This is a genomic window from Paractinoplanes deccanensis, assembly GCF_016862115.1.
Taxonomy (GTDB): Bacteria; Actinomycetota; Actinomycetes; order Mycobacteriales; family Micromonosporaceae; genus Actinoplanes; species Actinoplanes deccanensis.
Genome location: NZ_BOMI01000178.1, coordinates 1 through 26958 on the forward strand (window position 1 = coordinate 1; position 26958 = coordinate 26958).

Consider the following 26958-nt stretch of genomic DNA (forward strand, 5'->3'; position numbering starts at 1 on the left):
GCCATGGGATGTCTCCCAGGACTCGGCGGTGGTCACCACGGTGGCGTCACCGTCGGCGGTGAAGGTCCACTCGTGGATGCCGACGATGCCCTGGGCCGGGCCGCCCCAGAGGATCCGGCGGGGAGCCTCGATGGCGTAGACGGTCGACGCGATGTGCAGGCCGGCGGTGCTCCAGTGGAACGTCGAGCCGAGTTGCAACGGCCCGTCGGCGTACGCGGTGTCGATGTCGCTCTGCCACGTGGTCCAGCGGTTCACGTCCGTGTGCAGCGCCCAGACTCGGCCGATCGGGGCGTCGATGCGAAACTCGTGGCGCGCGACGACGGCCGCGTTCTCGTCGATGCCGGTGACACCCATGTCACGTCTCCTTGATCAGTCGTCATTCGCTGTCGAATGAGGTGCGGCACTCACCGTCGCGGATCGTGGTGGTCAACCGCATGGTCAACCGCTGGCCACCGGTGCTCGGCCCTGGTCGCTCCGGCCGCGCAGCTGGATCTCCCACAGCGCCGAGCAGACCGTGTCGATGCCTTGCCGCAGGTGCCGCCGATAGGTGCTGAACGACATGCCGGCGCGGCGGGCGGCTGCCTCCTGGGTGGGCGCGCCGGAGAAGTAGGTGGCGACGAGCGCCTCCCGTGCTTTGATCATCTTGGCGTCCTGCCCGACCTCGTCGACGGTTTGCCGCATCAGCGCGCGCAGGTTGGCCACCGGATCGGCCGCGTCGGCCACCAGCTTCGACTTCACCAGCTCGCTGAGCGCGAACGCGCGCGGGGAGCGCCAGTTCTGCAAGGTCTCGCGGACCCAGCGGTCGAAATCGGCGCGCGTGGCCGGCGCCGGCGCCGCGGGAAGGTCGGTCTGGTCGAGGATGTTGGCGAGCCACATCTCGAACGGCACCTGCCGCCAGTCGGTGACGAACAGCCCGTACGTCCGATCGCCCACGCGCGGCCGCACGCCGGCGTCGGTGAGAGCTCCCTTGAGCAGGCGGCCCCACAGCTCGCAGTCGTGCAGCACGATCATGCCCTGGGCCAGGCCGCGGCTGCGCGCCGCCGTCGCCTGCACCCGAGAGTGATGCAGGCTGGTGACGGGTGACGGAACCTGATAGGCGTCCGGATGGATGACGAACCGGGTGATCGCGATGTGCTCGCCGGGTGCGGGCGGCGCCGTGCTGATGCAGTAGTCCCAGGCCGCGGCGACGACCGGATCGACCGCGATGTCCCGCGGGTCCGGCGGCGCCGGAAGGTCGATCCGCCCGACGAACGCGACCGGCTGCCCCGTGTCGATGGAGCGGTAGACGCTGAAGCCCTCGGGTTGCCGGCCGATCCAGTACCGCACGAGCGCGGCCGATTCCGGCCCCTCCGTGTCGGCGGCCATCCGCACGACCGTCTCGATGTCCTCGGGGCGCAGCGGGTCGTCCTGCACCTGCCCGGTGCGCGCCCACCGGAACACGTCACGGATCTTCTTCTGGTCGCGGAACAGGTAGTACAGCTGGCTCATCACGCCCAGGGCCTGCTGTTCCGGCAGCTCACGGATCTGGCGCAGATATTCGGCCGACAGCCGTCGCTTCATGGCCTGGAAGGCTTCCGGCGCCCGCCAGCGCAGGTCGGCCACCACCGACTCCCGGGCCGCGTCGTGCGGGTAGCAGCCGTGCGGGGTGCTCTCCATGAACGGCAGGCCCCGCAGCCAGGCGAACAACTCGTGCGCGTCGTGCTCGGGAAGCGCCGCCTGCAGCAGCTGTTCCGTGGTGTTGTACGCCTGCGCGGCCACCTCGAGCGCACGCCGGTGCTCCGGCGACGGCACCTCCCCGATCAGGCCGGCGATCAGCGTGCCCAGCGTCTCGGCCGACGGCGACCACTCCTGTGCCGAGCCGGGATGCGCCGAGTCGACCGCCGCGGCCAGCGACAGCGCCAGCGGGTTGCCGCCGGCGAACCGCAGGACCGCGTCCGTGCTCTCCGGCCGGACGCCGTTGATCGCCAGCAGCCGTCTGGCCTGCTCCTCGGTCAGCGGGCCCAGCTCGGCGACGTGCAGGGCGCCGGCCCATCCGGGATCCGCCGTCCATTCGACCGCAGGCGCCTGGCGGCCGGCCAGCACCACCAGCGCGCCGTCGGCGATCCGGGGCAGGAACCGCTGCCACAGCCAGGTCTCCAGCCATTGGCAGTGCTCGAACGAGTCGACCACCAGCACGGCGTCGGGCCGGTCGAACAGGGCCTGGGCCGCCTGCTCGAAGTCGGCCGGCGACCGGCTGACGAACCGGCCGTCCAGCTCGATCAGCAGGCGGTTGCGTGCCGAGCCTCATCGGCCAGGTGCCGGACCAGGGTCGACTTGCCGACGCCGCCCGGACCGTGCAGGTAGAACACGAGCGCGGCGGCCGGGTCGTTGCGCACCGCGGCGCCGAACGCCGCGACCTGCTCCTCGCGGCCGACGAAAGCGCGGGAACGCGCCAGCCTCAACCGCTCGCTCAGCGACCGGCGCACCGTCCCCTCTTGCCGGGATTCGCTACCCACCGTCGGTTCTCCTTTGGGAGTTGAAGCTTCAAGTCGAGGATGCCGCATGCGCGGTAGGGACAATGCGGACAGTTCGCCCGGTGGTCGCCATGTGGCGGGGAATGAGCAACAAGTGGCGACCGAATGAGCAGCCCGAGTCCCTACGCTCTGCCGGGCATCTACCGATTTCGGCTTTCGGAGGCATTCCCCATGCGACGCTGGACCAAGGCCCTGGCCATTGCCGCGACGGCGGTCACGGCGGTGGTCGCCACCGTGACGACCGCCCAGGCCGCCGGCTTCACCCCGTCGCTGACCACCTGCGTGATCGGCTCGGAGGCAGCCTGCACCGCCGCCCCGTGGATGCAGGGAGTCCGCCTGGACGAGCCCGTCAAGACCCTGCACCCGAACGTGTCCGGTCACAAGCAGTACGCGGACCTGCTGCGCTCGGTCACGGGTTGAGGAGTCGGCCGTCACCGGGGCGCGGATTCGCCGCGCTCCGGTGCACCACTGTTCGTACGATGCCCCGCATGACCTTGGCTGAGCGTCTGCGGTGGGCCCGCGAGCGAGCGTTCGTCGGCCGGGCCGCGGAGCTCGAGCAGTTCCGGGCCGCCCTGCGCGGTGGCGGCGGCGCCCCGGCGGTCCTCTACCTGCACGGGCCCGGCGGGCTGGGCAAGTCCACGCTGCTGCGCCGCTTCGCCGACGAGGCCCGCGACGCGCGACGGCCGGTGGTCGAGGTCAACGGGCGGCTCATCGATCCCTCCCCGCAGGGGTTCACCGCCGAGGCCGGCGCCACCGTGCCGGACGGCGCCGTGTTGGTCGTCGACGCGTTCGAGCACTGCCAGGGCCTGGAGGACTGGCTCCGCGAGAGCTATCTGCCCACGCTGCCGGCCACCGTCCTGACGGTCATCGCCGGGCGCGAGGCGCCGAGCGCCGCGTGGCTCGGCGACCTCGCCTGGCAGGAGACGATGGCGGTGCGGCGGCTCGGCGAGCTGACCAGCGAGGAGGCGCGGGCCCTGCTGCGGTCCCGGGGACTGGCGCCGGCCGTACGGGACGGGATCCTCGCCTTTGCCGGCACCCACCCGCTCGCCCTGAGCCTCGCGGCCGCTGTCGCCGGCGGTGACGCGTGGGAGCCGACCCCGGACCTGCTCGCCGCCCTGCTCGACCGGCTGGTCGGCGACGTGCCCGACACCGCACACCGGCTCGCTCTGGAGGTCGCCGCGCACGCCATGACGACCACCGAGGGGCTCCTGCGGGCGGTCGCCGGCCCCGACCGGGCGGCCGAGCTCTTCGACTGGCTGCGCCGGCTGCCGGTCGCCGACTGGGGACGGCAGGGGCTCTACCTGCACGAACTGGTCAGCGACACGATCGACGCCGACCTGCGCTGGCGCGACCCGGAGGGCTACGCCGAGATGCACGCCCGGGTCGGGCACCACCTGCTGGAGCAGGCCCGCACCGCGGCCGAGGCGGACGCCATGGTCGCGATCCGCGAGCTGAGCTACCTCAAGCGGTACGGCTCGATGGGCGAGTTCTTCCAGATGCGCCGCGAGGGCGACTTCCACGAGGACAGGCTCCGCCCCGGCGACGAGAAGGTCCTGATCCGGTTCGCCACCGAGAGCGAGGGCCCCGAGTCGGCCGCCGTCGTCGCGCACTGGCTGCGCCGCCAGCCGGAGGCGTTCTGGGTCTACCGCGACTCCCGCACCGGCGACCCGGCCGGGTTCCTGTGCTCGCTGCGGCTCACCGAGCCGCCGTCCGGCGACGACCCGGTGGCCGAGGCCGCCTGGGAGTACGCCGAGCGCACCGGCCCGCTGCGGCCCGGCGAGCACGTACGCCTGGCCCGCTACTGCCTCTACCCGCCGGCCTACTACGAGATCTCCGCGTGCCTGCATCTCATGCAGCTGCGGATCTGTGCGGACTGGATCAGGCAGCCGGGGCTGGCCTGGTCGTTCATCATCAGCCCCTTCCCCGAGCTGTGGACGCCGCTGATGGAGCACCTGGGGCACTACCGCACGGTGGAGACACCGCCGTACTGCCTGTTCTCGTGCGACTGGCGTGTCACGCCGCTGTCGATCTGGTTCGACCGCACCCAGCCCGGGCCGCTCGGCGACGACCTCGCCGCCGAGGCCGAGCAGGCGCTGCCCCGTGAGGCCTTCGACCAGGCCGTACGCGAGGCCCTGCGGGACGTGCACCGCCCGGACGCCCTCTCCGCGAACCCGCTGCGGCACACCCGCATGGTCGACGGCGACCCGAGCGAGGTGCTTCCCGAACTGATCACCGAGGCGGTCGACGCCCTGCGCGACGATCCTCGGGAGGCCAAACTGCACGCGGTCCTCGCCACCACGTACTTCCACCGGGTGCCCACCCAGACCGCCGCGGCACAGCGACTCGGTATGCCGTTCAGCACCTATCGTCGTCACCTCGACCGTGCTCAGCAGCGGGTGTGCGAACTGCTCTGGCTCAGGGAGACGACCGGCGGGGCGAAGCGCTGACGCCGGCGGATCGCCCCTACGCCTCCGGACGATTCCTGTTGAGCAACGCGCGCAGCATCGGCACGGCGTCCGCCGTGGTGATCTCGCCGGCCCGGAGGAACAGCAGGATGCCGAGGCCGCGGTCGAGGAGATCCTCGCGCTGGTCGTCGCGGGGCAGGGCCCGTAGTTTCGCCCAGGCCTTCCGGAGGCCGTCCTCGCCGGCGTCCTCCGGCCCCGGCGCGATGTCGGACATCACGTTCGCGTTCCTCTCCTCGGCGCACCTCTGCGGACGTCCATTAGCTTGCTGACCTGCGCTCGGGGAATTCTTGGAACGGGGTGAGGGAGCCATGGTGAGGCTGCGCGTCCTCGGCCCCGTCGAGGCAACCGGGCCGGCCGGGCCGATCGACCTCGGCGGTCCTCGGCAGCGCGCCGTGCTCGCGCTGCTGCTCACTCGGCACGGTGAGGCGGTCTCCACCGACCAGCTCATCGACGCCGTGTGGCGCGGCGACCCGCCACGCAAGGCGACCACGTCGTTGCAGACCTACGTGTCGAACCTGCGACGCCTGCTCGAGCCGGACCGCCCGCCGCACGCCCCGGCACGGCTGCTGGTCAGCGTCGCGTCCGGCTACCGGCTCCGGCTTCCCGCCGACGCGGTCGACGCCTGGCAGTTCGAGGCGGCGGTCACGGCCGCGCACACCGCGGAGCCGGCGGCGGCGTGGACGTTGCTGACCGAGGCGCTCGGCTGGTGGGCGGGGCCGGCCTACGCGGAGTTCGCGGACGAGCAGTGGGCGGTCGCCGAGGCGGCCCGGCTCGACGGCCTGCGGCTCTCCGCTCGTGAGGCCCTCGCCGGCGCGGCGCTGCGGACCGGCCGGACCGGGGAGGCGGTGGCCTCCGCCGAGGCCCTCACTCATGAGCACCCCCTGCGCGAGGAGGGCTGGCGGCTGCTGGCGGCGGGGCTGTGGGCCGCGGGACGCCGCGCGGACGCTCTCGCCGCCCTGCGCCGGTGCCGCGAGGTCATGCGTACGGAGTTGGGGCTGGACCTGAGCCCGGAACTGGCGGATCTCGAAACGGCCATCCTGACCGAGCAGCCGGCCTCCCCGCGGGAACGCCTCGGCGGCGGCTCGGCACGACCGCGCCGCCCCGCCCGGCACGACCGGCGGCTGCGCGGGCGCGACCGCGAGTTGAGCAGCCTCTTCTCGCTGCGGGACAGGGCGGTCGAGGGCGCCGGCGGTGCCCTCGTGATCCGCGGCGAGGCCGGCATCGGCAAGACCGCGCTGATCGAGCAGGTGAGCGCCGCGGCGACCGGCATGCGGGTGCTGCGGGCCACCGGTGCCGAATTCGAGGTGGCGTTGCCGTACGCCGCGCTGTTCCAGCTGCTCGGTCCGCTCACCGAGCACGGCGACCGGCTGCCCGGGCCGCAACGGCAGGCCCTCGACGTCGCCGCCGGTCGCCGCGAGGGCACCCGGCCGGACCCGGCCATGGTGGGTATGGCGACTCTCACCCTGCTCACCGAGCACGCCCGCGACCGGCCTCTGCTGGGCCTGGTCGACGACGCGCAGTGGCTCGATCCGGCCAGCGCGCAGGCGCTGGCCTTCGCCGGGCGCCGGCTCGGCGGCGTGCCGGTGCTGCTTCTCTTCGGTGTCCGGGAGCCCGCCGGCGGCACGGAGCTGGCGGCCCTGCCCTCGATGCCGCTGAGCGAGCTCGCCGATCAGGACGCGCGGTCGCTGCTCGGCGATGCCCTGCACGGCCCGCTGGACCAGCGGGTGGCCGGCCGGATCCTGGCCGAGTCGCGGGGCAATCCGCTGGCCCTGCTGGAACTGGCCCGGTCCGATGGCCCGGCCACGCCGGCCGGCGGCCTCGGCCGGCCGGCGGCGAGAGGCGCCTCCGAGGAGCTGTTCCACGCCGGCCTCGCCGCCCTGCCGGACCGGACCCGGCTGCTGCTGGTCGTCGCGGCGGCGGAACCGCTCGGCGACCCCACGCTGCTCTGGTCCGCGGCCGGCGCCCTGGGCCTCCCCGCCGAGGCGCTGACGCCGGCCGAGGACGCCGGCCTGCTCTCCGTCGACCTCCGCGTCCGGTTCCGGCATCCGCTGGTTCGCTCCGCCGCCTACCACAGCGCTCCGGCCTCGGTCCGGCGCCAGGCGCACCGGGCGCTGGCGGAGGCGACCGACTCGACCGCCGACCCGGACCGGCACGCCTGGCACCGCGCGCTGGCCGCCACCGGGACCGACGAGGCGCTGGCCGCGCAGCTGGCGATCTCGGCGGAGCGGGTCCGTACCCGGGGTGGCCTCTCGGCGGCCGCCGCGTTCCTGGAACACGCGGCCAGGCTCACCGCGGATCCGCATCGGCGGCGCGAGCGGATCCTGACCGCGGCGACGGACCGGCTCGAGTCCGGCGCGCCCGCCGAAGCCGTACGGCTGCTCGCCGCGGTCGACCCGGCCGGGGCGGACGCCGTCGCGCGGGCCCGGATGGAACTGGTGCGTGGCCGCGCCGCCTTCGCGCGGCACCGCGGCCGGGACGCCGTGGCACCCCTGCGACGCGCCGCGGCCCTGCTCGAGCCCTTGAACCCGGCCCTGGCGCGAGAGGTGCACCTGGACGCGCTCACCGCGGCCACCGCCGCCGGCGCTCTCGGCGGCGTCCCGCTCGCCGAGGCGGTCGGCTTCGCGCGCACCGCCGTCCGGCCCTCCGGCGCGCCCACCACCGCCGACCTGCTGCTCGACGGGCTGGTCGCGGTGCTCGACGGCGAGCACGCCAGGGGTCTCGGCCTGCTGCGGCGTGCGGTGGCCCGGTCCACCGACGACGACTGGCCGCCCCGCGTCAAGTTCGCCGCGGCGGTGATGTGGGAGCTGTGGGACCTGGGCACCTGCGAGGCCGTCCTCGACCGGCAGATCGAGCGCGCCCGCACGGTCGGCAACCTGACCCGCCTGCCCGACGCCTTCGCCACGATGGCCGGCGTCTACCTGCGTCAGGGCCGGTTCCGGGAGGCCGCCTCGGTGCTGGAGCAGGGCGCCGACCTCGCCGGGATCACCGGCGGCGCGCCCGGCTATCCGCACCTGGCGCTGGCCGCCTGGTCGGGCGACCCGCGGACCGCCGCCATGTTCGACGCGACGGTGGCGGACGCCACGGCCCGCGGCGAGGGGCTGTTCGTCGCGTACGCGCATTTCGCCCTGGCCGTCCACCACAACAGCCGTGGCGACCACCCGGCGGCCGTCGCCGCGGCCACCTACGCCGACCAGCACCTCGACTTCGGCTTCCGGGGCATCGCCCTGCGCGAGCTGGTCGAGGCGGCCGCCCGGTCCGGTGACCGGGCGACGGCGGAGGCGGCGTACGCCAGGCTGCGCGTGCGCACCAGGGCCGCCGGCACCGACTTCGCGGCCGGGGTGGAAGCCTGCTGCGCGGCGCTGATCCACCTCGGCGACGACACGGAGACCCACTTCGAGACCGCGCTGGAGGCCCTCGGCCGCAGCGGCATGCGAGCCGACCGCGCCCGCGCCGAACTGCTCTACGGCGAGTGGCTGCGCCGCGAGGGCCGGCGCGCCGGCGCACGCCGCCATCTGCACACCGCCCACGCCACGCTGCTGGAGATCGGCGCCGCCGGTTTCGCCCGCCGGGCGGCCCGGGAGATCGCCGCCGGAAATCTCGCGTAGCGGTGTGGCAGTCCGCGCCGTCCCGGACAGGTAGGGGTCATGAACCACCCAGGATCACCCGGATGACCGGGCCACAGCAGGCCGGAGCCGAAGACCGGTTCCGTGCGCTGCACCAGCAGACCTTCGCCGATCTGCTCCGCTTCGTCGAGCGACGGGTCCCGGCCGGCGAGGCCGAGGACATCGTCTCGACGGTCTACCTCACCGCCTGGCGCCGGCTCGGCGAACTGCCCGAGGACGCCCGCCCCTGGCTGTTCGCCGTCGCCCGCCGGACCATGGCGAACCAGACCCGTGGTTGGCTGCGGCGGCGAGCCCTCGACGTGCGGCTCACCGCCCTCGCCGAGCCCGGGACCGACGACCACACGGCCGATACGGCGGCCCGCCTCGACCTGCAACGCGCCTGGCAGTCCCTCGGCGCCGCGGACCGCGAGGTCCTGGCGCTCGTCGCCTTCGACGGTCTGACCGGTGACCAGGCCGCGGTCGTGCTGAACTGCCGCCGCTCCACGTTCGCCATGCGTCTCACCCGAGCCCGCAAACGCCTCCACGCGGCCCTGGACCCGGCCGCATCCACCACCGCCGCACCCTCGCGCTCGCACACCCTTCAGGAGCAGTCGTGGACGAAAGCATGAAGGACCTCACCCGTCTCGCCGTTCTGGACCCGGCCCGCGGCAGCGAGCCGACGCCGATGCAATGGGCTCGTTCGCGGGCCTTCATCGAGCGCACCATGGCCGGTCAGGGCGCACGGCGCACGGCGAACCCCGCGACGCGCCGGTGGATCACGGCGGGCGCGGCGGCGGTGGCCGCCGGGGCGCTGGCGGTCGTCGCCGTGCCCGTGCTGGTGCCCGGCACGGCCGAGAAGGCCGTGGCCTCGTGGACCGCGACGCCGACCGCTCGAACCGGAGACCAAGTCATGGACCAGGCCAAGGCGTGCGGGGCCGGCGATGTCGGCGGCACCTCGTCGGCGGTGCGCCCGTCCGACGTGATCCTCGCGGAGCAGCGCGGCGACGCCACCCTCCTCATCATGCGCAAGAGCACCGGCGCCGTCGTCGAGTGCCTGCTCGTGGGCAAGGACCAGCTCGCGTCGATGGGCCTGACCGACGGCAAGCCCCTGCCCGCGCCGCCGGCCGGCACGGTCAACATCGAGACGATGAGCTCCGCCGGGGACGGCGACGACATGTGGTCGAACGTCGTCGGGCTGGCCGCGCCCGAGGTGACCGCCGTGGAGATCCGGCTGGACAGCGGCAGGACGTTCCAGGCCAGCGTGCGTGGCGGATGGTGGGGCGCCTGGTGGCCGGGACCGGAGGGCGGCGAGGGCCGGGACACGTTCACCGTGATCGTGCGCACCAGCGCCGGCGTCACCGAGCACCGGCCCTCCGACCTGCCCTGACGGCTACGCCCGGCGCGCGCGGGCGGGGGTCCCTCGGCGCTGCTGCCGGCCGGTGGCGGCCGGCAACAGGCCCTCCACCAGGGCCGTCATCTGACGTGACGGCCCGTCGGGACCCATCGCAGCGGCGAGGGCCTGCGCGCCGTCCAAGATGATCATCAGCTGGTCCGCCAGCGCGCCGGGGTCGGCGGCGCCGGCCTCGGCGACCTGCTCGCGCAGCCAGTGCAGCACCTCGCGCTTGTGCTCGACGGCGGCCCGGTGGGCCGGGTGCGTCTCGTCGGGGAACTCGCTGGTCACGTTCAGGGTGGCGCACCCGCGATATCCCGGCTGCCCCATGTCGGCGACCGTCATGTCGAACAGGGCGAGGAGGCGCTCCCGGGCGCTCGGCAGCGGCTCGGTCGTCTCCCGCAGTCGCTGCCACCACCCGGTGTTGCGGTCGACCAGGTAGGCCGTGAGCAGCTCGTCCTTGGTGGGGAACTGGCGGTAGAGCGTCGCGTTGGCGACCTCCGCCGTCTTGATGACCAGGTCCATCCCGACGGCACGCGCGCCGCGCGAGTAGAAGAGGTCGCCGGCGACGTCCAGGATGTGCCGCCGGGTCTCCGCTGCCGAGCGTCTGGTCACGGGTCTCCCTCGATCAAGTGCGAGCCTCCCAGTATGTGACGGAGTGCTCCGTCCCGGCAACTCAGGTTCTCCGGACGAGGTCTCCGGGACGGATCGTTCCGCCGGCGAGGACCGTGGCGTAGACGCCGGCGACGGGCTGCCGCCCGGCACCCTCGACCGGGACGCGGTTGTCCCGGGACAGCATGCGCAGCACGTCCGGGTCGGGGACCAGGTCGCCGTGCGGCAGGGTGGGCACCGCGCACCGAGGGGTCTGCTGGAACACCGCCAACCGGACCTCCTGCCCGATGGCCAGCTCGGATCCGATCCACCCGTTCTCGGCGTAACCGCTCAGGCCGGGCGTGGCGAGCACCAGGTTGGGGCGGAAGACCCGCGGGTCGACATGCCGCCCGAGCGCGGTGTCCACAGTCGCCAAGGTCGCCGTGGTGATCAGGTGCAGCGGGGCGTAATCCACGAACCCCTGCCCCGGCGCCGCCGCGGACAGCTCGATGACCGTGGCGTCCACCTCCGCGTCCATGCCGTGGTCCAGAACCTCCTCGGGGACCGCCCGGTCGATCTCGGCGCCGGGCTCCCGAGCCTGCCGCATCGCCACCGGGCGATCCAGCAACCGCGACAGTGCCTCGTCGGCCTCCGGCGCGCCCGCGACCACCCGTTCCCCACCGGGCAACACCATGCCGATCGGCCCGCCCTCGGCGGGCTGCTCGACACGCACCCGCAGCAGGCGGCGCCAGAGCCGCGGACGTTTGGCGCTGGCGACCTTCCCGGTCTCCAGATCGACCAGCGCCCACCCGCGGTCGCCGAGGAGCCCGCTCGCCACCACGGAGGCGGCGTCGGCCGGCACCCCGAGCATCGACTTGACCGGATACCGAAAGGCCGACTGCACCGTGATCATGCCGCCACACTATGCCCCGGCCCGCGGACGGCTGTGGTGGCGCGGTCTCAGTGCTCGGTCAGCGCCTCGGCAAGGTCGGCGGCCACCTGGTCGGGGGCGGTCATGGCGGCGATCTGCTGTTGGACGCGGCGGGCGGCGCCGGCGTAGGCCGGATCGGTGAGGACGCTGCGGACGGCGTCGCGCAGCGCTTGCGGGTCGACCGGGCCGGAAGCGAGACCGATGCCGGCTCCGGCGTGGCCGACGGCGGCGGCCTGCACGGGCTGGTCGGCGCCCTGCGGCCAGACCACCAGCGGTACGCCCTCGGCGAGGCTGCCGAGGGTGGTTCCGGCACCACCGTGGATCAGCGCCGCCGCCGCGCCGGTGAGCAGCCGGGACAAGGGCTGGAAGGGCAGCAGGGTGACGTGTTCCGACTTGTGCGGTACGGCGGTGGCGTCGGTTCCGGGCAGGGTGGTGGCGAGGAATTCGACGTCGAGAGGGTCGTCGCCGCCGGTGAGATCGTCGAGCAGCCGGCCGACGACGTCCGGGGCGGCGAAGTGCGAGCCGAGGGTCACCAGGACGCGGGGACGGCGCGGCGCCGGCACGGGCGGGGAGGTGGTGTCGCCGGCGGGGCCCCGGTGTGCCTCGGGGCGCAGCGTCCAGCGTTGCGCCGACGTCGGGGCCTGGGATGCGCCGAGGTCAGGCGGGCAGGTCTCGAGGAGCCAGCGGCCGGCCGGCAGGGCGGTCGGCACCGGGAAGCCGCGGGTTTCGAAGCGGGGGGCGGCGTTGGCCGCGATGGCGCCGAGGAATTCCGGCGGGACGCCGGGTCCGGTCGAGACGGTGGCCAGGGGCACGTCGAGGCCGGCCGCGGCGAACACGCCGACCAAGTCGAACATCTCGTTGACGATGAGGTCGGGCTGCCAGGCGCGGGCGGCGTCGAGAGCGGCGTCGCCGCCGAGGTCGAGGCGGGCGCCGGCGAAGAATTCGGCCACCGCGGCCGGGGAAGCGCCTGCTCCGGCGTCGGCGCCGGTGCGGCGGGCGGCCTCGGCGAAGAGTTCCTCGGCAGAGGCACCGGCTCGCAGGAACTCGAAGCCCTCGGCCGCGATGTCGGCCGCGAGGGCGGCGCCGCTCAGGACGGCGACCTGGTCACCGCGGCGGGCGAAGGCCCGGGCGAGCGGGAGAAGCGGATAGAAGTGTCCCTGGGACGGCACCGAAGAGAAGAGAACCCTCATGATCAGTAGCTTATAGTTACGTTAATCAGAACGCCATTCTTGTGATTGACGGAACAAATAATCCGCCTCCGCCCGGCGGCGCCGTGCCCGGTGAGCGGTAGCCTCACCTGCGGAGAAGGGACCCCCATGACGACGGCACGAGGCACGCGGCGCGCCCAGGCGGCGGCCGAGACGCGCGAGTTGATCCTCGGCGCGGCGCGGGAGTGTTTCGCCGCGGGCGGCTATGCCGGTACGACGATCAACGAGATCGCGTCGGCGGCCGGCGTCGCGGTGGCCACCGTCTACACCAGTGTCGGGGGCAAGCCGGTGCTGCTGGAGCAGCTGGTGCGCCGGGGCATGGAGGACGCCGCCGTCGGTGAGGCCCTCGATCGGGTCGCGCGGGCCGAGACGGGCGAGCAGGTCGTGCTTGCGATCGCCGAAGGCACCGGCGCTGCCTATCGCCGGCATGACGGCGTCATCGCGTTGCTGCTCGACACTGCTTCGCACGAGCCCGTCGCGCAGCGGCTGCTGGAGGAGTCCGTGCGCGTCTACCGCACGGCGCTGGCCCAGGCCGCCGAACGGCTGAGGCGGCTCGGCGTGCTCGCGCCGGACCTCGACACCGAGCGGGCCACCGACGTTCTCTGGTTCTTCTTCGGCCTCTATTCCTGGCCGCGCGTCCTCAAGGGCGCGACCTGGACGTGGGAGGAGGCCGGCGCCTGGCTGTGCTCGACGGCCTCGCTGGCACTGCTGGCCGAGGGCCGGGCACCCTGATCCCGCTGGAGGCGCCGCCCGACCGCTCGGCGCCGTCCGCGTCGGTGTCAGGCGATGGCGGTGCCCGACGAGCAGGTGGCTTCCTTGATGTCGCCGTTGTCGATGAGGCAGAGCGTGATGTAGACCGTGGAGCCGTCCACGATGCTCTTGTTGAAGCTCTTCGAAGTGCCCGCGCCGTCGCCGTTGTAGAGATCGGCCGGGTAGACCCAGACGCCGCTCGGCTCCTGGTAGTGGTATTCGACGTTCACCCCGGCGCCGTCGGACCTCTGGTCGTAGACGGTGAAGATCTCGCCGGTGGCGTTGAAGAAGAGGCCCCCGCCGCTGGCTCCGTACCCGTTCCCCGCCTTGGTCACCAGGGTCAGGTTCCTCTCCGCGTGCGCCGCCGTGGCGCCCAGCGCGAGCGCCATCCCCGTCGCGGACGCCGTCGCCAGCACCCCGGTGATCAATCTACGGACAGTCTTACGCATGCCGTTCCCCCGTTGTCCTGTCTGGATATTGGCGGAGATCATATACATGCGTCTATGTGCTGTCCATCCTCATGCGGCGAGGTCGGGGAACGTGCCGAAGGGGCCGATCGGCCCGCTGCGCATGGTCAGCCGGAGCGTGCCCGTGGGCACCGTCGACAGCGGGGGCAGGGACGGCGGGCCGGCGGTCACGCCGAGGGTGATGTGGGGGCGGTAGTCGTCGCCGACGAGGCCCAGCGGGGTGTGGCCGAGGCGCAGGAACTCCTGGTGCAGGGCGTCCAGTTCGGGGCTTCGGATGATCTCCAGGCCGAAGTAGTGGCCGCCGGCCGGGACGTAGTAGTCGCCGGGCGGGATCAGCGTGTACAGCAGGCCGATGATGGTGGCCTTGAAGGTGCGGGATCGGTGTGGAGCGGTCGCCGCGGCAATGCCGGCCGTCTGGTCGCCGGGGCAGTCGACGTGGAGGACCGAGACGTGGGGTGGCGCTTTTTCGCCGAGCAGCATGAGTGGCTGGTGGCCGTCGCCGATCGCGTGGGACAGGTCGACCAGGGAGCGGGACGTCTCCGCGTCCGGCCGCAGCACCACTCCGTACGCCATGCCGATCACGTCCTTCCTCGCGAGCGGGCACCAGCCTGCCCCGCGAGTATCGCGCGACGCTGTGCAGAAGTGGAGGTGAATATCTCTCCTGCTCTGGATTGAGTGACGCGCCAGACGGTGCGGTAGAGGCCGCCGTAGAACGTCCGGTCGCCCGCACGGCTAGGGCGGCGGAGGGACAACGCGGCTCCGGCGGGCCGAGCGGTTGCCGCTTGGTGCTCGCCGGCCCAAAGTCCCGTCCGGGCGGGACTGTCGGTCCTGCCCCGCCCCGCGGCCCGGTCCTAGCGTCGGAACCGGGAGGGCGACGAGCGTCCGCCGACTTTTCCGACGAGGAGACGTGATGTCCGCAGCCGACATGGTGGACGCGCTCGTGACCGGAGGGCTCCGGGCGCTGGACGAGTACGCCGCGTTCGATCAGGACCGGATCGACCGGATCGTGAGCAAGGCGTCCGTGGCGGCGCTCGACCAGCACGCCACGCTGGCCCGGCTCGCGGTCGAGGAGACCGGCCGCGGCGTCTTCGAGGACAAGGCGGTCAAGAACCTGTTCGCCTGCGAGCACGTCACCCACGGCATGGCGAGGCTGCGCACGGTCGGGGTGATCGCCGAGGACGAGATCAACGGCATCGTCGAGATCGCCGACCCGGTCGGCGTGGTCGCCGGCATCACGCCGGTCACCAACCCCACCTCCACGACGATCTTCAAGGCGCTCATGGCGCTCAAGACCCGCAACCCGATCGTCTTCGCCTTTCATCCGGCGGCCCAGCGATGCAGCGCCGAGGCGGCTCGCATCGTGCGGGACGCCGCCGTGGCGGCGGGCGCGCCCGAGCACTGCATCCAGTGGATCGAGGAGCCGTCGCTGGAGACGACCGCGGCGCTGATGCACCATCCCGGCGTCGCGACCATCCTCGCCACCGGCGGCAACAGCATGGTGCGGGCGGCCTACTCCGCGGGCAAGCCCGCGCTGGGCGTCGGCGCCGGCAACGTTCCCGCGTACGTCGAGGCGAGCGCGAACCTGCGCCGCGCCGTGCACGACATCGTGCTGTCGAAGTCGTTCGACAACGGCATGATCTGCGCCTCCGAGCAGGCGGTCATCCTCGACGACGCCGTTTACTCCGAGGCGCTCGCCGAGTTCGCCAGGCTGCACGCGTACGTCGCCACCCCGGCCGAGAAGGCGCAGCTGGAACGGTTCGTCTTCGGCCTCGCCGCCGACGGCACGGGCTGCGACGGCGACCGGCTCAACCCGGACGTGGTGGGCCGGTCCGCGGCGTGGATCGCCGAGCAGGCGGGCTTCCACGTGCCGCCGCGGACCTCGATCATCCTCGCCGAGGTCGGCGAGGTGGGGCCGCGCGAGCCGCTGACCCGCGAGAAGCTCGCCCCGGTGCTGGCCGTGCTGCGCGCACGATCCCGCGAGGAGGGCCTGCGCCGAGCGGCGGAGATGGTGGAGTTCCACGGCCTCGGGCACAGCGCCGTCATCCACACCGAGGACGAGGACCTGGTCAAGGAGTTCGGCCGCCGGATGAAGGCGATCCGGATCATCTGGAACTCGCCGGCGTCCCAGGGCGGCATCGGCGACATGTATAACGCGTTCCTGCCCTCGCTCACGCTCGGCTGCGGCAGCTACGGCGGCAACTCGGTGTCGGACAACGTCTCGGCGGTCAACCTGATCAACATCAAGCGGATCGGCCGCCGGACCAACAACCTCCAGTGGTTCAAGGTGCCCTCGAAGATCTACTTCGAGCCGCACGCGATCCGCTACCTCGCCGACATGCCGAACGTGCGACGGGTCACCGTGGTCACCGACGAGACGATGACCAGGCTCGGCTTCGTCGACCGGGTCAACCGGGTGCTGCAGGGCCGCGCCGGCAAGGTGGCCCTGCAGATCATCGACGACGTCGAGCCCGAGCCCCGGATGACGACGGTCGACCGCGGCGCCGCGCTGATGCGCTCGTTCCGCCCGGACACGATCATCGCGCTCGGCGGCGGCTCGGCCATGGACGCGGCCAAGGTGATGTGGCTCAAGTACGAGCACCCGGAGGTCGACTTCGACGACATGCGGGAGAAGTTCTTCGACATCCGCAAGCGCGCGTTCGCCTTCCCGGCGCTCGGCGACCTGGCCCAACTGGTCTGCATCCCGACGACCTCGGGCACCGGGGCCGAGGTCACGCCGTTCGCGGTGATCACCGACCATGTCACCGGCAAGAAGTACCCGCTGGCCGACTACGCCCTCACCCCCACGGTCGCCATCGTCGACCCCGGCCTCACCGCGAGCCTTCCCCGGGTGATCGCGGCGGACAGCGGCTTCGACGCGCTGACCCACGCGATCGAGGCCTACGTGTCGGTCTACGCGAGCGACTTCACCGACGGGCTCGCCCTGCACGCCATCCGCCTGATCTTCGCGAATCTCGAGCGGTCGGTCGTGGCCGGTGACCCGGGGGCGCGCGAGCGCATGCACAACGCCGGAACGATCGCCGGGATGGCCTTCGGCAGCGCCTTCCTCGGCATCGTGCACGCCATGTCGCACACGCTCGGTGCCACCTTCCACATCGCGCACGGCCGCACCAACGCGGTGCTGCTGCCGCACGTCATCCGCTACAACGGCACCATGCCGTCGAAGCTGTCCGGCTGGCCGAAGTACGAGAGCTACCGGGCCCCCGAGCGCTTCGCCGACATCGCGCGGATGCTCGGGCTGCCCGCCGCCACACCGGCCGAGGCGGTCGAGTCGCTGGCCGCCGCCGTCGAGGCCCTGCGCGACGCGGTCGGCATCGAACCGTCGTTCGCCAAGCTGGGCGTCGACGAGAGCGACTTCCTCGCCGCGCTGCCCCGGCAGGCCCTCAACGCGTACGAGGACCAGTGCGCGCCGGCCAACCCGCGCATGCCGATGCTCGACGACATGCAGCAGCTGATGCGGGACGCGTACTACGGCTGACACCGGTTGCCCGGGCGTGCACTGACATCTAACATTTCAGTTATGGAGAGAGTGGGACGCAGCCTGCTGCGCGACGCCGCGTACGAGCGGCTGCGCGCGGCGATCGTGGACGGCACGCTGGAGCCGGGGCTGGTGCTGCGCGGCGACGACCTCGCCGAACGGCTCGGGCTCTCCCGGGCGCCGGTCCGCGACGCCCTCGGCCGGCTCGCGGCCGAGGGCCTGGTGGAGAGCAAGCCGCAGAGCTTCACGCGGGTCACGCCGCTGGTCGAGAGGGACGTCCGCGACGCCGCCGCGGTCGTGGGCGCGATGCACGACCTCGCGTTGCAGTCGGTCGCGCTCACCGGCGAGCAGCTCGACCGGATGCGGGCGGCCGGCGAGCGCTTCGCCGCGGCGGTCCGTGCCGGGGACCTCGACGCCGCCCTCGACGCCGATGACGCCCTGCACGCCGTGCCCGTGCTCGCCTGCGGCAACGTGGCCGCGGCGATGACCATCGAACGCTTCACCCCGCTGATCCGGCGCGCCGAGCGCCTGCTCTGGGCCTCCCCGCACGGCGAGCGTTCCGTGCGCCGGCACGACGAGCTGATCGGCGCCCTGGCGGCCGGGGACCGCCGGCGGGCCCGGGCCGTCAACCGCACCATCTGGGGCCACATCCACCAAGGAGACGACAGTGCCGCTGAATGACTTCGACCGTTGTCCGCTGTTGTTCGGCCCCTCGCCCGTGCACCGGCTCGACCGGCTCACCCGCCACCTCGGCGGCGCCGCGCTCTGGGCGAAGCGTGAGGACTGCAACTCCGGCATCGCGTACGGCGGCAACAAGACCCGCAAACTCGAATACCTGGTCGCGGACGCCCTGGCCCAGGGGTGCGACACGCTCGTCTCGATCGGTGGCGTGCAGTCCAACCACACCCGCCAGGTGGCGGCCGTCGCGGCGCACGCCGGGCTGAAGTGCGTGCTGGTCCAGGAGAGCTGGGTCGACTGGCCGGACAGCGTCTACGACAAGGTCGGCAACATCCTGATCAGCCGGCTCGCCGGTGCCGACGTCCGGCTGGTCAAGGCGGGCTTCGGCATCGGCTTCAAGGAGAGCTGGGACCTCGCGCTCGCCGAGGTCGAGGCGGCGGGCGGCAAGCCGTACGCGATTCCCGCCGGAGCGTCCGATCACCGGCTCGGCGGGCTCGGCTTCGCCGGCTGGGCGGCCGAGGTCGCCCGGCAGGAGGCGGAGCTCGGCGTCTTCTTCGACACGATCCTGGTCTGCTCGGTGACCGGCAGCACCCAGGCCGGCATGATCGCCGGCTTCGCCGCGCTCGGCGACGACCGCCCCCGCCGGGTCCTGGGCATCGACGCCTCGGCCAAGCCCGCCGAGACCCGCGAGCAGGTCGCCCGGATCGCCCGCGCCACCGCCGCGCTGATCGGCGTCGACCGCGACCTGACCGACGACGAGATCCTGCTCGACGACCGATACCACGCGGGCACCTACGGCATCGCCGACGAGGCGACGATCGAGGCGATGAAGCTGGGCGCCCGCACCGAGGGCATGGTCACCGACCCGGTCTACGAGGGCAAGAGCCTGGCCGCGGCCATCGACCTCATCTCCCGCAAGGAGATCCCGGCGGACGCGACGGTGCTCTACGCCCACCTCGGCGGCCAGCCGGCGCTGAACGCCTACTCCGCGCTCTTCTCCTAGGGTTGCCCGGCGGGCGTTAGCATCGACGGCGCTGCTCGGGGGAGAGTCGGGTCCGGTGATGACGCGTATGGGCGAGACCGTTCTGGTGACCGGCGGGTCCGGGTTCATCGGCAGCTGGTGCGCCGCGGAGCTGCTGGAGCGCGGCTACCAGGTCCGGACGACGGTGCGGGATCCCGCCCGGGCGCCGGCCGGGACGCGGGCCTTCCTCGCCGACCTGACGCGGGACGACGGGTGGGACGAGGCCGTGGCCGGGTGCGACTTCGTGCTGCACGTCGCGTCGCCGGTGACCACGTCCGACAGCGATCCGGGTGCGCTGGTGGCTCCAGCCCGGGAGGGCACCCTGCGCGTGCTGCGGGCGGCGGTTCGAGCCGGGGTGCGGCGGGTGGTGTACACGTCGTCCTCGGCGGCCGCGACACCGCGGGCCACGGACCCCGACGGCGTCACGGACGAGACGCTGTGGACCGATCCGGACGGGCCCGGCGTCAGCCCGTACCGCAGATCGAAGGTGCTCGCCGAGCGAGCCGCGTGGGACCTCATGGCGCGCGAGGGCGGATCGACCGAGCTGAGCACCGTGCTGCCCGGGTGGACCCTCGGGCCGCTGCCGCCCACGCCCGGCCGGCTGGGCTCGTTGCAGGTGGTCCAGCGCCTGCTCAACGGCTCGCTGATCGGGCTGCCCCGGCTCGGCTTCGAGATCGTCGACGTCCGCGACATCGCCGACCTGCACCTGCGGGCGATGACCCACCCGGCCGCGGCCGGTCAGCGATTCCTCGGCACCGGTGACTTCCTCTGGATGACCGAGATCGCGCGGATCGTCCGTTCGCTGCCCGGCGTCGACGTGCGACGCGTGCCCCGCCGGCGGTTGCCCGACCTGGTGGTAAAGCTGGCCGCGCGCCGCGACGCCGATCTGCGGACGACGGTGCCCAATCTGGGGCACCGGCGGATCCGGAGCTCGGCCAAGGCCCGGCGGATGCTGGGCTGGACGACCCGCCCGCCGGCCGAGGCGATCGAAGCCAGTGCGCGCGGCCTCGGCGAGTACGGGGTCCGATCGGCCTGAGCGGATCATTACAATCGCCACCGGCTCCACTCAGCAATCGGTATGGGCGATCGGCCTGACATCACGACCGGAAGGGTCTGATGAACACGTTGCACGGGAGAACAGCACGCACTGCCGGCCTGGTGGCAGCCGCGATCGCGGCGCTGGCCGCGGTGGTGGTGGCCAGCCGGCCCGACCTGAACGGCGATGTGCGGTACGCCTTGGGCGGCCTCCAGACGGCCGGCGGGGGAGGCGTCAGCATCTGGGACATCTTCGTGTCGCGGCCGCTCGCCTACAAACTGCTGATGGCCGCGCTCGACCAGGGCCGCCTCCTGTTCGGCGACGGGATGTCGCTGGACGCCGCCAAGCTGGTGATCCGGATCGAGACGTACGTCCTGGTCGTCGCCGTGGTCGCGCTGCTGTTCGTGGGGGTCCGGCGCCTCGCCGGGTGGCAGGCGGCGGCCGGGATCGCGGGCGCCACCGGGCTGACCCTGCTGGTCGCGCCGCCCTGGCACTTCCTCGAGCCGGACTGGGCCGGCGCGCTCGCCGCCGTGCTGGCCGTCGGCGCCGCGTGCGCGCCCCGGCGGCCGTGGCTCGGCGCGGTGCTGGGCGGCTTCGCCGCGATGGTGGTCGTGGCGGTCAAGGCGTCCACCTTCCCGATCGCGCTGATCGCGCTGCTCGTCATCTTCGTGCTCGACCGGCGCCGCGCCGCGTGGACGGCACTGTCCACGGTGGCCTGGGTGGGGGTCTGGTTCGTGCTGATGCGGGTGTTCCAGCCCTGGGAGTGGACCTGGCTGAGCGACCTGGCGAACCTCGTGCACAGCCACCCGCAGGGCATCCACATCGCCGACCTGCGCAAGCTGCGCTTCGCGATCGGCGACGCCGCCGTGCTCAGCCCGGTCCTGGTGCTGGCGCCGGCCGCCGCGGCGGCGCTGGTCAGCCGGGTGGAGGGCCGCCGGCGGTGGCTGTTCGCGGCGATCGCGGTGGTCGCGGGCCTGCTGTCGCTGGCTCCCGCGTACGGGCAGGGCGAGTTCTTCAACTACCACTTCGCGGGCAGTCTCGTGCTCGCCGGCGGGGTGTGGGGTGCCGCGTTCGCGCTGCGCCCGGGGTTCCGGGTGCCGCTGGTCGTCGCCACGGTGCTCGTCACGGTGCTCAGCCTCGTGCTGCTGCGGCAGCCCGCCTCCTGGCGGCTGGACCACGCTCAGCCGGTGATCTGGGCGTACCAGATCGGCGCCCTCGCCCTGGCCGTCGCCGCCTGGTTCCTCGCCGAGCGCACCAGGGTGGCGCTGCCGTGGGCCGCCGGGGTGGTCGCGCTGACCTTCGCGCTGCTGCCGGCCGTGCTGCCCGGCTACCCGTACACGTTCAGCACCTACAACTACAACATCCGCATCTCGCCGTCGGGCGACGCGCCGCTGGCCGCGCTGGGCGAGCGGCTCGGCCCGGACACCCCGGTGCTCTATCTGACGTACGGCGCCATCAACTACGGCATGGGAAACCCGACGACCTGCCGCTACCCGTCGCCGCTGTGGCTGCAGCGGGGGGCGGTCACCCCGCGGATGCGCGACCGGCCCAGCTACGCCGACAACCTGCGCTGCCTGACCGAGGCGAGCGACGCCCGGTACCTGATCGTGCAGACGACCTGGTTCAGCCTGCCGAAGTCGGCACCGGACGTGCGCGCGCTGATCGACGAGCGGTTCGACTGCTCCCCGGCGGCCCGCGTGCCGGCACCGCCGCAGATCCTGGTCTGCCCGGCCCGGGCGTAGTCGCTGTCGCTCGCGCGAGCTACAGCGAAGTGTCCGCTCGATGGGGACGATTTCGGGCGTACGGATCCGTAGTTTTCGGCACAGCCGCGGCGGAAGGCCGCGGATGTCCCGAAAGGCTCACCATGCGGTTCTTCGTGCAACTGGTCGCCGTCCTCGCGGTGTCGTTCGCCGCCGGGCTGGCAGTCACGGCGGCGGGTGACAACGTATGGCTGTCGCTGGTCGCGGGCGTGGCGGCGGCCGTGCTCGCGGTGCTCGTCTACTCGTGGACGGTCCGCCTCACCGAGAAGCGCGAGGTGACCGAGCTGTCGGCGCCGGCGGCCGCGTCCGGCCTGGTCCGCGGCACGCTGCTCGGTCTCGTGCTGTTCTCGGCGGTCATCGGCAACATCGCGGTCAACGGCGGGTACCGGATCCACGGTCTCAACGACCATCCCACCGACGCGATCGGCCTGATCGGCTTCATGGCCGGCGCCGCGGTCACCGAGGAGCTGCTCTATCGCGGCGTGCTGTTCCGGCACGTCGAGAGACTGACCGGTACGTGGCTCGCGCTCACCCTCTCCGCCCTGGTCTTCGGCGCCTCGCACCTGCTGAACGACAACGCCACGCTGTGGGGCGCGCTCTGCGTCGCGATGGCCGGCGGCGGCATGCTCACCTCGGCCTACATCGCCACCCGGAGCCTCTGGCTGCCGATCGGGCTGCATTTCGGCTGGAACTACGCCCAGTCCGCCATCTTCAGCTCCGAGGTGTCCGGCAACGGCGCCAACGAGGGCCTGCTGGACGCCGAGCCGACCGGCAACGCCTGGATCAGCGGCGGCCAGTTCGGGCCGGAGGCGAGCCTGTCCACCCTGATCGCCGGCGTCCTGGTGACGGCGGCGTTCCTGTGGCTGGCCCGCCGCCGCGGCCACCTCGTGCCGATGCGCCGCAAGGACCGTGCCGCCGAGGTTGCCGCGGCTTCTACACTCGCCCGGTGAGGAGCCTGTCGACGGTGCCGCGGGTCTGGCGCCGGCTGGATGTCACGGTCCGGGACCTGCCCTTCGCGGTGGTGCTCACCGCCGTCGCCCTCGTGCCGTCCTGGCATCAGCACGGCACCCGGCTGGCCGACCTGGTGCCGGAGCGGCCGTTCGGCCCGGTGGGCGTGCTGGTCGTGGCGGTCGAGTGCCTGCCGCTGGCGGTACGGCGCAGGTGGCCCGCGGCCGCGCTGGCGCTCGTGTTCGCCGGGTTCGCGGGCGACCAGCTCCTCGGCTTTCACACGATCGGCGGTACGGCGCTGGCCGTCGCCCTGGTCAGCGCCGGCACGCACGTGGACCGGCACCGGCCGGCCACGATGGTCACGGCGTCCGCCGCGTACGCCGTGCTGATGGTCGCGCTGAGCCGGGCCGGCAGCGTCGGCGCCCCCGATGCCGTGCTGTTCTACGCCTGCTTCGCGGCGATGTGGGGGATCGGGTCGGCGCTGCGGCTCGGCCGGCTCGCCGAGGCGGAACGCACCCGGCACGCCGAGGAGGCGGCGCGCGCCGCCGAACGCACCCGGATCGCCCGGGAGCTGCACGACGTGGTGACCCACCACGTGACCGCGATGGTGGTGCAGGCCGAGGCCGCCCGCTATCTGACCGCGGCGCCGGAACGCCTCGACGAGACGCTGACCGCGGTCAGCGGCACCGGGCGGCAGGCGATCGCCGAGCTGCGGCACCTGCTCGACGTGCTCCACCCCGGGCACGGCGGCGACATGCGGGCGCTGGTGGAGCAGACCCGGCGGGCCGGGCAGCCGGTGGAGCTGGTCGAGCAGGGCGGTTCCCCCGAGACGCCGGGCGGCGCGGAGGCGACGGCCTACCGGGTCGCTCAGGAGGCGCTGACGAACGCGCTGAAGTACGACCACGGCGCGCGCACCACGGTCACGGTCCGGTACGGCGCCGGCGAGATCGACGTGCGGGTCAGCACGGACGGCTCCGGGGTCGGCACGGCGGCGCCGGGCGGCAGCGGGCGCGGGCTGCGCGGCCTGCGCGACCGGGTCGGCACCCTGGGCGGCGACTTCGACGCCGGGCCACGGCCCGAGGGCGGCTTCGTGGTGACGGCACGCATCCCGGTGGGGGCCACGTCGTGATCAGGGTCCTCGTCTGCGACGACCAGCCGTTGATCCGCACCGGCTTCGCCACGATCATCGGCGCGCAGCCCGACCTCGAGGTGGTCGGCGAGTGCGGCGACGGCCATGCGGCGGTCCGGCTCGCCCGCGAGCGGGACCCGGACGTGGTGGTGATGGACGTGCGCATGCCCGGCCTGGACGGCATCGAGGCCACCGCGCTGCTGGCCGGCGCGGGCGTCGCCGATCCGGTGAAGGTGCTGGTCGTGACGACCTTCAACCTCGACGAGTACGTCTACCGCGCGCTGCGCGCCGGGGCCAGCGGCTTCCTGCTCAAGGACGCGCCGCCGGCGCACCTGCTGCACGGCATCCGCACGGTCGCGGCGGGCGCCGCCCTGCTCGCCCCGGAGGTGACCCGCCAGCTGGTCGGCCGGTACGCGGCGCGGATCCGCCCCGCCGAGGGCCCGGCCCCGGACGACGTGCCGCTGAGCGCCCGCGAGCTGGAGGTGCTGCGCCTGCTCGCCAACGGCCTGTCCAACAGCGAGATCGCGACAGCGCTGGTGATCAGCCACGAGACCGTCAAGACGTACGTCTCGCGCATCCTCACCAAGCTCGGCCTGCGCGACCGAGTCCAGGCCGTCGTCTACGCCTACCGCCGCGGGCTGGTCACCTGACCCCACGCATCGACGATTGACGATATCGTGCGGAGATGATGGACCAGGGACTGAGCCGTCGCCGGATCCTCGGCGGAGCAGTGGGTGCCGCGGCCGTCGCCGCGGTGGGGCTGCCGCCGGGCACCGCGACCGCCGCCGGAAAGGACACCGCCGAGGTCGCCCGCTGGCGCAAGCAGGCCGCGCGGGTGACGATCACGCGTGACGACTGGGGCATCCCGCACATCGCCGGCCGCACCGACGCCGACGCCGTGTTCGGGATGATGTACGCGCAGGCCGAGGACGACTTCCCCCGGGTCGAGCGCAACTATCTGGTGAGCCTCGGCCGGCTCGCCGAGGCCGAGGGCGAGACCGCGATCTGGCAGGACCTGCGCCAGCGGCTGTGGCTCGAACCGGGCGAGCTGAAACGCGACTACGCCCGCTGCCCGGCCTGGCTGCGCCGGCTCATGCAGGCCTGGGCCGACGGGCTCAACTTCTATCTCGCCACCCACCCCGAGGTGCGCCCCAAGGTGCTCACCCGGTTCGAGCCGTGGATGCCACTCAGCTTCTCGGAGGGCAGCATCGGCGGTGACATCGAGCGGGTGCCGCTCAGCCAGCTCGAAGCCTTCTACGCCCGGCGCTCGGTGGAGCTGACCGACGAGGAGCGGGGTCTACTGTTCCGCGAGCCGCGCGGCTCCAACGGCTTCGCGATCGCGCCGCACCGCACCCGCGACGGGCACGCGCTGCTGCTGATCAACCCGCACACGAGCTTCTTCTTCCGCTCCGAGCAGCACGTGACCAGCGAGGAGGGGCTCGACGTCTACGGCGCCGCGACCTGGGGGCAGTTCTTCGTCTACCAGGGCTTCAACGCGCACGCGGGCTGGATGCACACCTCCAGCGGCGTGGACAACGTCGACGAGTTCGCCGAGACCGTCGACCCCGAGAACCTTCGCTACCGGTACGGCAAGCAGTGGCGCCCGATCACCACGAAGACCGTCACGCTCGCGTACCGGACGGCCGACGGGGGGCGGGCCAGGCGCACCTTCACCACGTACGCCACGCACCACGGCCCGATCGTGCGCGAGGCGGACGGCAAGTGGATCGCGTTCGCCCTGATGAACAGGCCGGTCCCGGCGCTCCAGCAGAGCTTCCTGCGCACCAAGACGCGCGACTTCCAGGAGTTCCTCCGGGTCGCGGGTCTCAAGGCCAACAGCTCCAACAACACGCTGTACGCCGACAGCAGCGGCGAGATCGCGTTCCTGGTCCCGCAGTTCATGCCGGTCCGCGACGACCGCTTCGACTACCGGCGGCCGGTCGACGGCAGCGATCCGGCCACCGACTGGCGCGGCCTGCACAGCCTCGCGAGCCTGCCGCAGGCGGTGAACCCGCGGATCGGCTGGGCGTTCAACACCAACAACTGGCCGTGGACCGCGGCCGGCCCGGACAGCCCCGACGCCGAGGACTATCCGCGCTACTTCGACCAGGCCGGCGAGAACCCGCGCGGCCCCCAGGCGATCCGGGTGCTCTCCGCCCGGCACGAGTTCACCCCCCGGACGCTGCGCGACGCCGCCTTCGACCCGTACCTCACCGCCTTCGCCCGCCTGGTGCCGCAGCTGGTCGCGGCCTGGGACAAGCTGCCGCCGGGCGACCCGCAGCGGGCGCGGCTGGCCGGGCCGGTCGACCTGCTGCGGCGGTGGGACTTCCGCTGGGGCTACCAGTCGACGGCCACCTCGCTGGCCGTGTTCTGGGGTGAGGCGCTGTGGGCGCCGCTCGCCCAGGCCGCCCGCGACGCCGGCATGTCCATGTGGGACTACCTCGCCGAACGCGCCACCGACCCGCAGCGGCTCGCCGCGCTCGACGAGGCGGTGAACCGGCTCAGCCAGGACTTCGGCGGCTGGCGGGTGCCCTGGGGCGAGATCAACCGGTTCCAGCGCAACGACGGCGCCATCACCCAGACCTTCGACGACCGCAAGCCGAGCATCCCGGTGCCGTTCACCTCGGGGCAATGGGGCTCGCTCGCCTCGTTCGGGGCGCGGCGCTACCCCGGCACCAAGCGCTACTACGGCACGAGCGGCAACAGCTTCGTGGCGGTCGTCGAGTTCGGGCCGAAGCTGCGGGCGTGGGCGATCACCGCGGGCGGCGCCAGCGGGCATCCGGAGTCGCCCCACTTCAACGACCAGGCCGTCCGCTACGCGAACGGTGACCTGCGGCCCGTCTACTTCTCGCCGCGCGACCTGGCGGGGCACGTCGAACGGCGGTACCGGCCCGGAGAGTTTCCTGTGTGACGCGGCCGCGACGCCGTCCGGAGCGGCGGATCTCTCAGAGCTCTCCCAGAAGTCCTCCGGAG

24 protein-coding genes are annotated in these 26958 nt (G+C 73.1%); 15 read left to right on the forward strand and 9 right to left on the reverse strand.

Annotation, left to right across the window (positions count from 1 at the left end; all coding sequences use genetic code 11):
• The 3 genes from Ade02nite_RS42055 to Ade02nite_RS49940 form a co-directional block, all read right to left on the reverse strand.
• A partial coding sequence (locus Ade02nite_RS42055) for an SRPBCC family protein (RefSeq protein WP_203776295.1) occupies positions 1-354 on the reverse strand: 354 nt, incomplete at its 3' end.
• A gap of 84 nt (positions 355-438) precedes the next feature.
• The gene (locus Ade02nite_RS42060) at positions 439-2169 is read right to left on the reverse strand and encodes an ATP-binding protein (protein ID WP_239169441.1); all 1731 of its coding nucleotides are present in this window, start codon (positions 2167-2169) and stop codon (positions 439-441) included.
• Positions 2170-2258: 89 nt separating this feature from the next.
• Positions 2259-2495, reverse strand: a complete 237-nt coding sequence (locus tag Ade02nite_RS49940; protein WP_239169442.1) for an ATP-binding protein — start codon at positions 2493-2495, stop codon at positions 2259-2261.
• 189 nt (positions 2496-2684) lie between these two features.
• On the opposite strand from Ade02nite_RS49940, the gene Ade02nite_RS42065 reads away from it, so the two are divergent.
• Positions 2685-2933, forward strand: coding sequence for a hypothetical protein (locus Ade02nite_RS42065; protein ID WP_203776297.1), 249 nt, complete (start codon positions 2685-2687; stop codon positions 2931-2933).
• A gap of 68 nt (positions 2934-3001) precedes the next feature.
• Positions 3002-4960, forward strand: coding sequence for an ATP-binding protein (locus Ade02nite_RS42070; RefSeq protein ID WP_203776299.1), 1959 nt, complete (start codon positions 3002-3004; stop codon positions 4958-4960).
• A gap of 16 nt (positions 4961-4976) precedes the next feature.
• Here the strand turns inward: Ade02nite_RS42070 and Ade02nite_RS42075 are convergent, their stop codons facing one another.
• The gene (locus Ade02nite_RS42075; RefSeq protein WP_203776301.1) at positions 4977-5192 is read right to left on the reverse strand and encodes a hypothetical protein; all 216 of its coding nucleotides are present in this window, start codon (positions 5190-5192) and stop codon (positions 4977-4979) included.
• Positions 5193-5286: 94 nt separating this feature from the next.
• Here Ade02nite_RS42075 and Ade02nite_RS42080 point away from each other — a divergent pair, with 94 nt between their 5' ends.
• The 3 genes from Ade02nite_RS42080 (at position 5287) to Ade02nite_RS42090 (ending at position 9967) form a co-directional block, all read left to right on the forward strand.
• Positions 5287-8583, forward strand: a complete 3297-nt coding sequence (locus tag Ade02nite_RS42080) for an ATP-binding protein (RefSeq protein ID WP_203776303.1) — start codon at positions 5287-5289, stop codon at positions 8581-8583.
• A gap of 62 nt (positions 8584-8645) precedes the next feature.
• Positions 8646-9209 (forward strand): RNA polymerase sigma factor, encoded by a 564-nt coding sequence (locus Ade02nite_RS42085; protein ID WP_203776305.1) that lies wholly within the window; start codon positions 8646-8648, stop codon positions 9207-9209.
• On the forward strand, positions 9194-9967 hold the full coding sequence (locus Ade02nite_RS42090; RefSeq protein ID WP_203776307.1) for a hypothetical protein: 774 nt from the start codon (positions 9194-9196) through the stop codon (positions 9965-9967). The genes Ade02nite_RS42085 and Ade02nite_RS42090 overlap by 16 nt, the downstream gene beginning before the upstream one ends.
• Positions 9968-9970: 3 nt before the next feature.
• On the opposite strand, the gene Ade02nite_RS42095 is transcribed toward Ade02nite_RS42090, so the two are convergent.
• From Ade02nite_RS42095 to Ade02nite_RS42105, 3 genes are all read right to left on the reverse strand, one after another.
• On the reverse strand, positions 9971-10585 hold the full coding sequence (locus Ade02nite_RS42095; protein WP_203776309.1) for a TetR/AcrR family transcriptional regulator: 615 nt from the start codon (positions 10583-10585) through the stop codon (positions 9971-9973).
• Between the two features lie 61 nt (positions 10586-10646).
• Positions 10647-11474: an MOSC domain-containing protein gene (locus Ade02nite_RS42100; RefSeq protein ID WP_203776311.1), complete on the reverse strand. Its 828-nt coding sequence runs from the start codon at positions 11472-11474 to the stop codon at positions 10647-10649.
• A gap of 47 nt (positions 11475-11521) precedes the next feature.
• Positions 11522-12682 carry a glycosyltransferase gene (locus Ade02nite_RS42105; protein WP_203776313.1) on the reverse strand — a complete coding sequence of 387 codons (1161 nt, stop codon included), beginning with the start codon at positions 12680-12682 and terminating at the stop codon, positions 11522-11524.
• Positions 12683-12808: 126 nt separating this feature from the next.
• Between Ade02nite_RS42105 and Ade02nite_RS42110 the strand changes: the two genes are divergently transcribed.
• Positions 12809-13432, forward strand: a complete 624-nt coding sequence (locus Ade02nite_RS42110) for a TetR/AcrR family transcriptional regulator (protein ID WP_203776315.1) — start codon at positions 12809-12811, stop codon at positions 13430-13432.
• Between the two features lie 47 nt (positions 13433-13479).
• On the opposite strand, the gene Ade02nite_RS42115 is transcribed toward Ade02nite_RS42110, so the two are convergent.
• Both Ade02nite_RS42115 and Ade02nite_RS42120 read right to left on the reverse strand, forming a co-directional pair.
• Complete coding sequence (locus Ade02nite_RS42115) at positions 13480-13899, reverse strand: hypothetical protein (RefSeq protein WP_203776317.1); 420 nt, start codon at positions 13897-13899, stop codon at positions 13480-13482.
• Between the two features lie 69 nt (positions 13900-13968).
• Complete coding sequence (locus Ade02nite_RS42120) at positions 13969-14490, reverse strand: 2'-5' RNA ligase family protein (protein ID WP_203776319.1); 522 nt, start codon at positions 14488-14490, stop codon at positions 13969-13971.
• Positions 14491-14827: 337 nt separating this feature from the next.
• On the opposite strand from Ade02nite_RS42120, the gene adhE reads away from it, so the two are divergent.
• From adhE to Ade02nite_RS42165, 9 genes are all read left to right on the forward strand, one after another.
• On the forward strand, positions 14828-17413 hold the full coding sequence (adhE, locus tag Ade02nite_RS42125; protein ID WP_203776321.1) for a bifunctional acetaldehyde-CoA/alcohol dehydrogenase: 2586 nt from the start codon (positions 14828-14830) through the stop codon (positions 17411-17413).
• Between the two features lie 42 nt (positions 17414-17455).
• Entirely contained in the window at positions 17456-18094 is a 639-nt protein-coding gene (locus tag Ade02nite_RS42130) for a GntR family transcriptional regulator (protein ID WP_203776323.1), read from the forward strand.
• The gene (locus tag Ade02nite_RS42135) at positions 18081-19094 is read left to right on the forward strand and encodes a 1-aminocyclopropane-1-carboxylate deaminase (RefSeq protein ID WP_203776325.1); all 1014 of its coding nucleotides are present in this window, start codon (positions 18081-18083) and stop codon (positions 19092-19094) included. Before Ade02nite_RS42130 ends, Ade02nite_RS42135 begins: the two co-directional genes overlap by 14 nt.
• 67 nt (positions 19095-19161) lie before the next feature.
• Entirely contained in the window at positions 19162-20148 is a 987-nt protein-coding gene (locus Ade02nite_RS42140) for an NAD-dependent epimerase/dehydratase family protein (protein ID WP_203776328.1), read from the forward strand.
• Between the two features lie 80 nt (positions 20149-20228).
• Positions 20229-21890 (forward strand): hypothetical protein, encoded by a 1662-nt coding sequence (locus tag Ade02nite_RS42145; protein ID WP_203776330.1) that lies wholly within the window; start codon positions 20229-20231, stop codon positions 21888-21890.
• A 122-nt stretch (positions 21891-22012) separates the two neighbouring features.
• Positions 22013-22858 carry a CPBP family intramembrane glutamic endopeptidase gene (locus tag Ade02nite_RS42150; RefSeq protein WP_203776332.1) on the forward strand — a complete coding sequence of 282 codons (846 nt, stop codon included), beginning with the start codon at positions 22013-22015 and terminating at the stop codon, positions 22856-22858.
• Positions 22855-23985, forward strand: coding sequence for a sensor histidine kinase (locus Ade02nite_RS42155; RefSeq protein WP_203776334.1), 1131 nt, complete (start codon positions 22855-22857; stop codon positions 23983-23985). The genes Ade02nite_RS42150 and Ade02nite_RS42155 overlap by 4 nt, the downstream gene beginning before the upstream one ends.
• On the forward strand, positions 23982-24635 hold the full coding sequence (locus Ade02nite_RS42160) for a response regulator (RefSeq protein ID WP_203776336.1): 654 nt from the start codon (positions 23982-23984) through the stop codon (positions 24633-24635). The genes Ade02nite_RS42155 and Ade02nite_RS42160 overlap by 4 nt, the downstream gene beginning before the upstream one ends.
• Positions 24636-24670: 35 nt before the next feature.
• Complete coding sequence (locus Ade02nite_RS42165) at positions 24671-26896, forward strand: penicillin acylase family protein (RefSeq protein ID WP_203776338.1); 2226 nt, start codon at positions 24671-24673, stop codon at positions 26894-26896.
• Positions 26897-26958 lie beyond the last annotated feature (62 nt).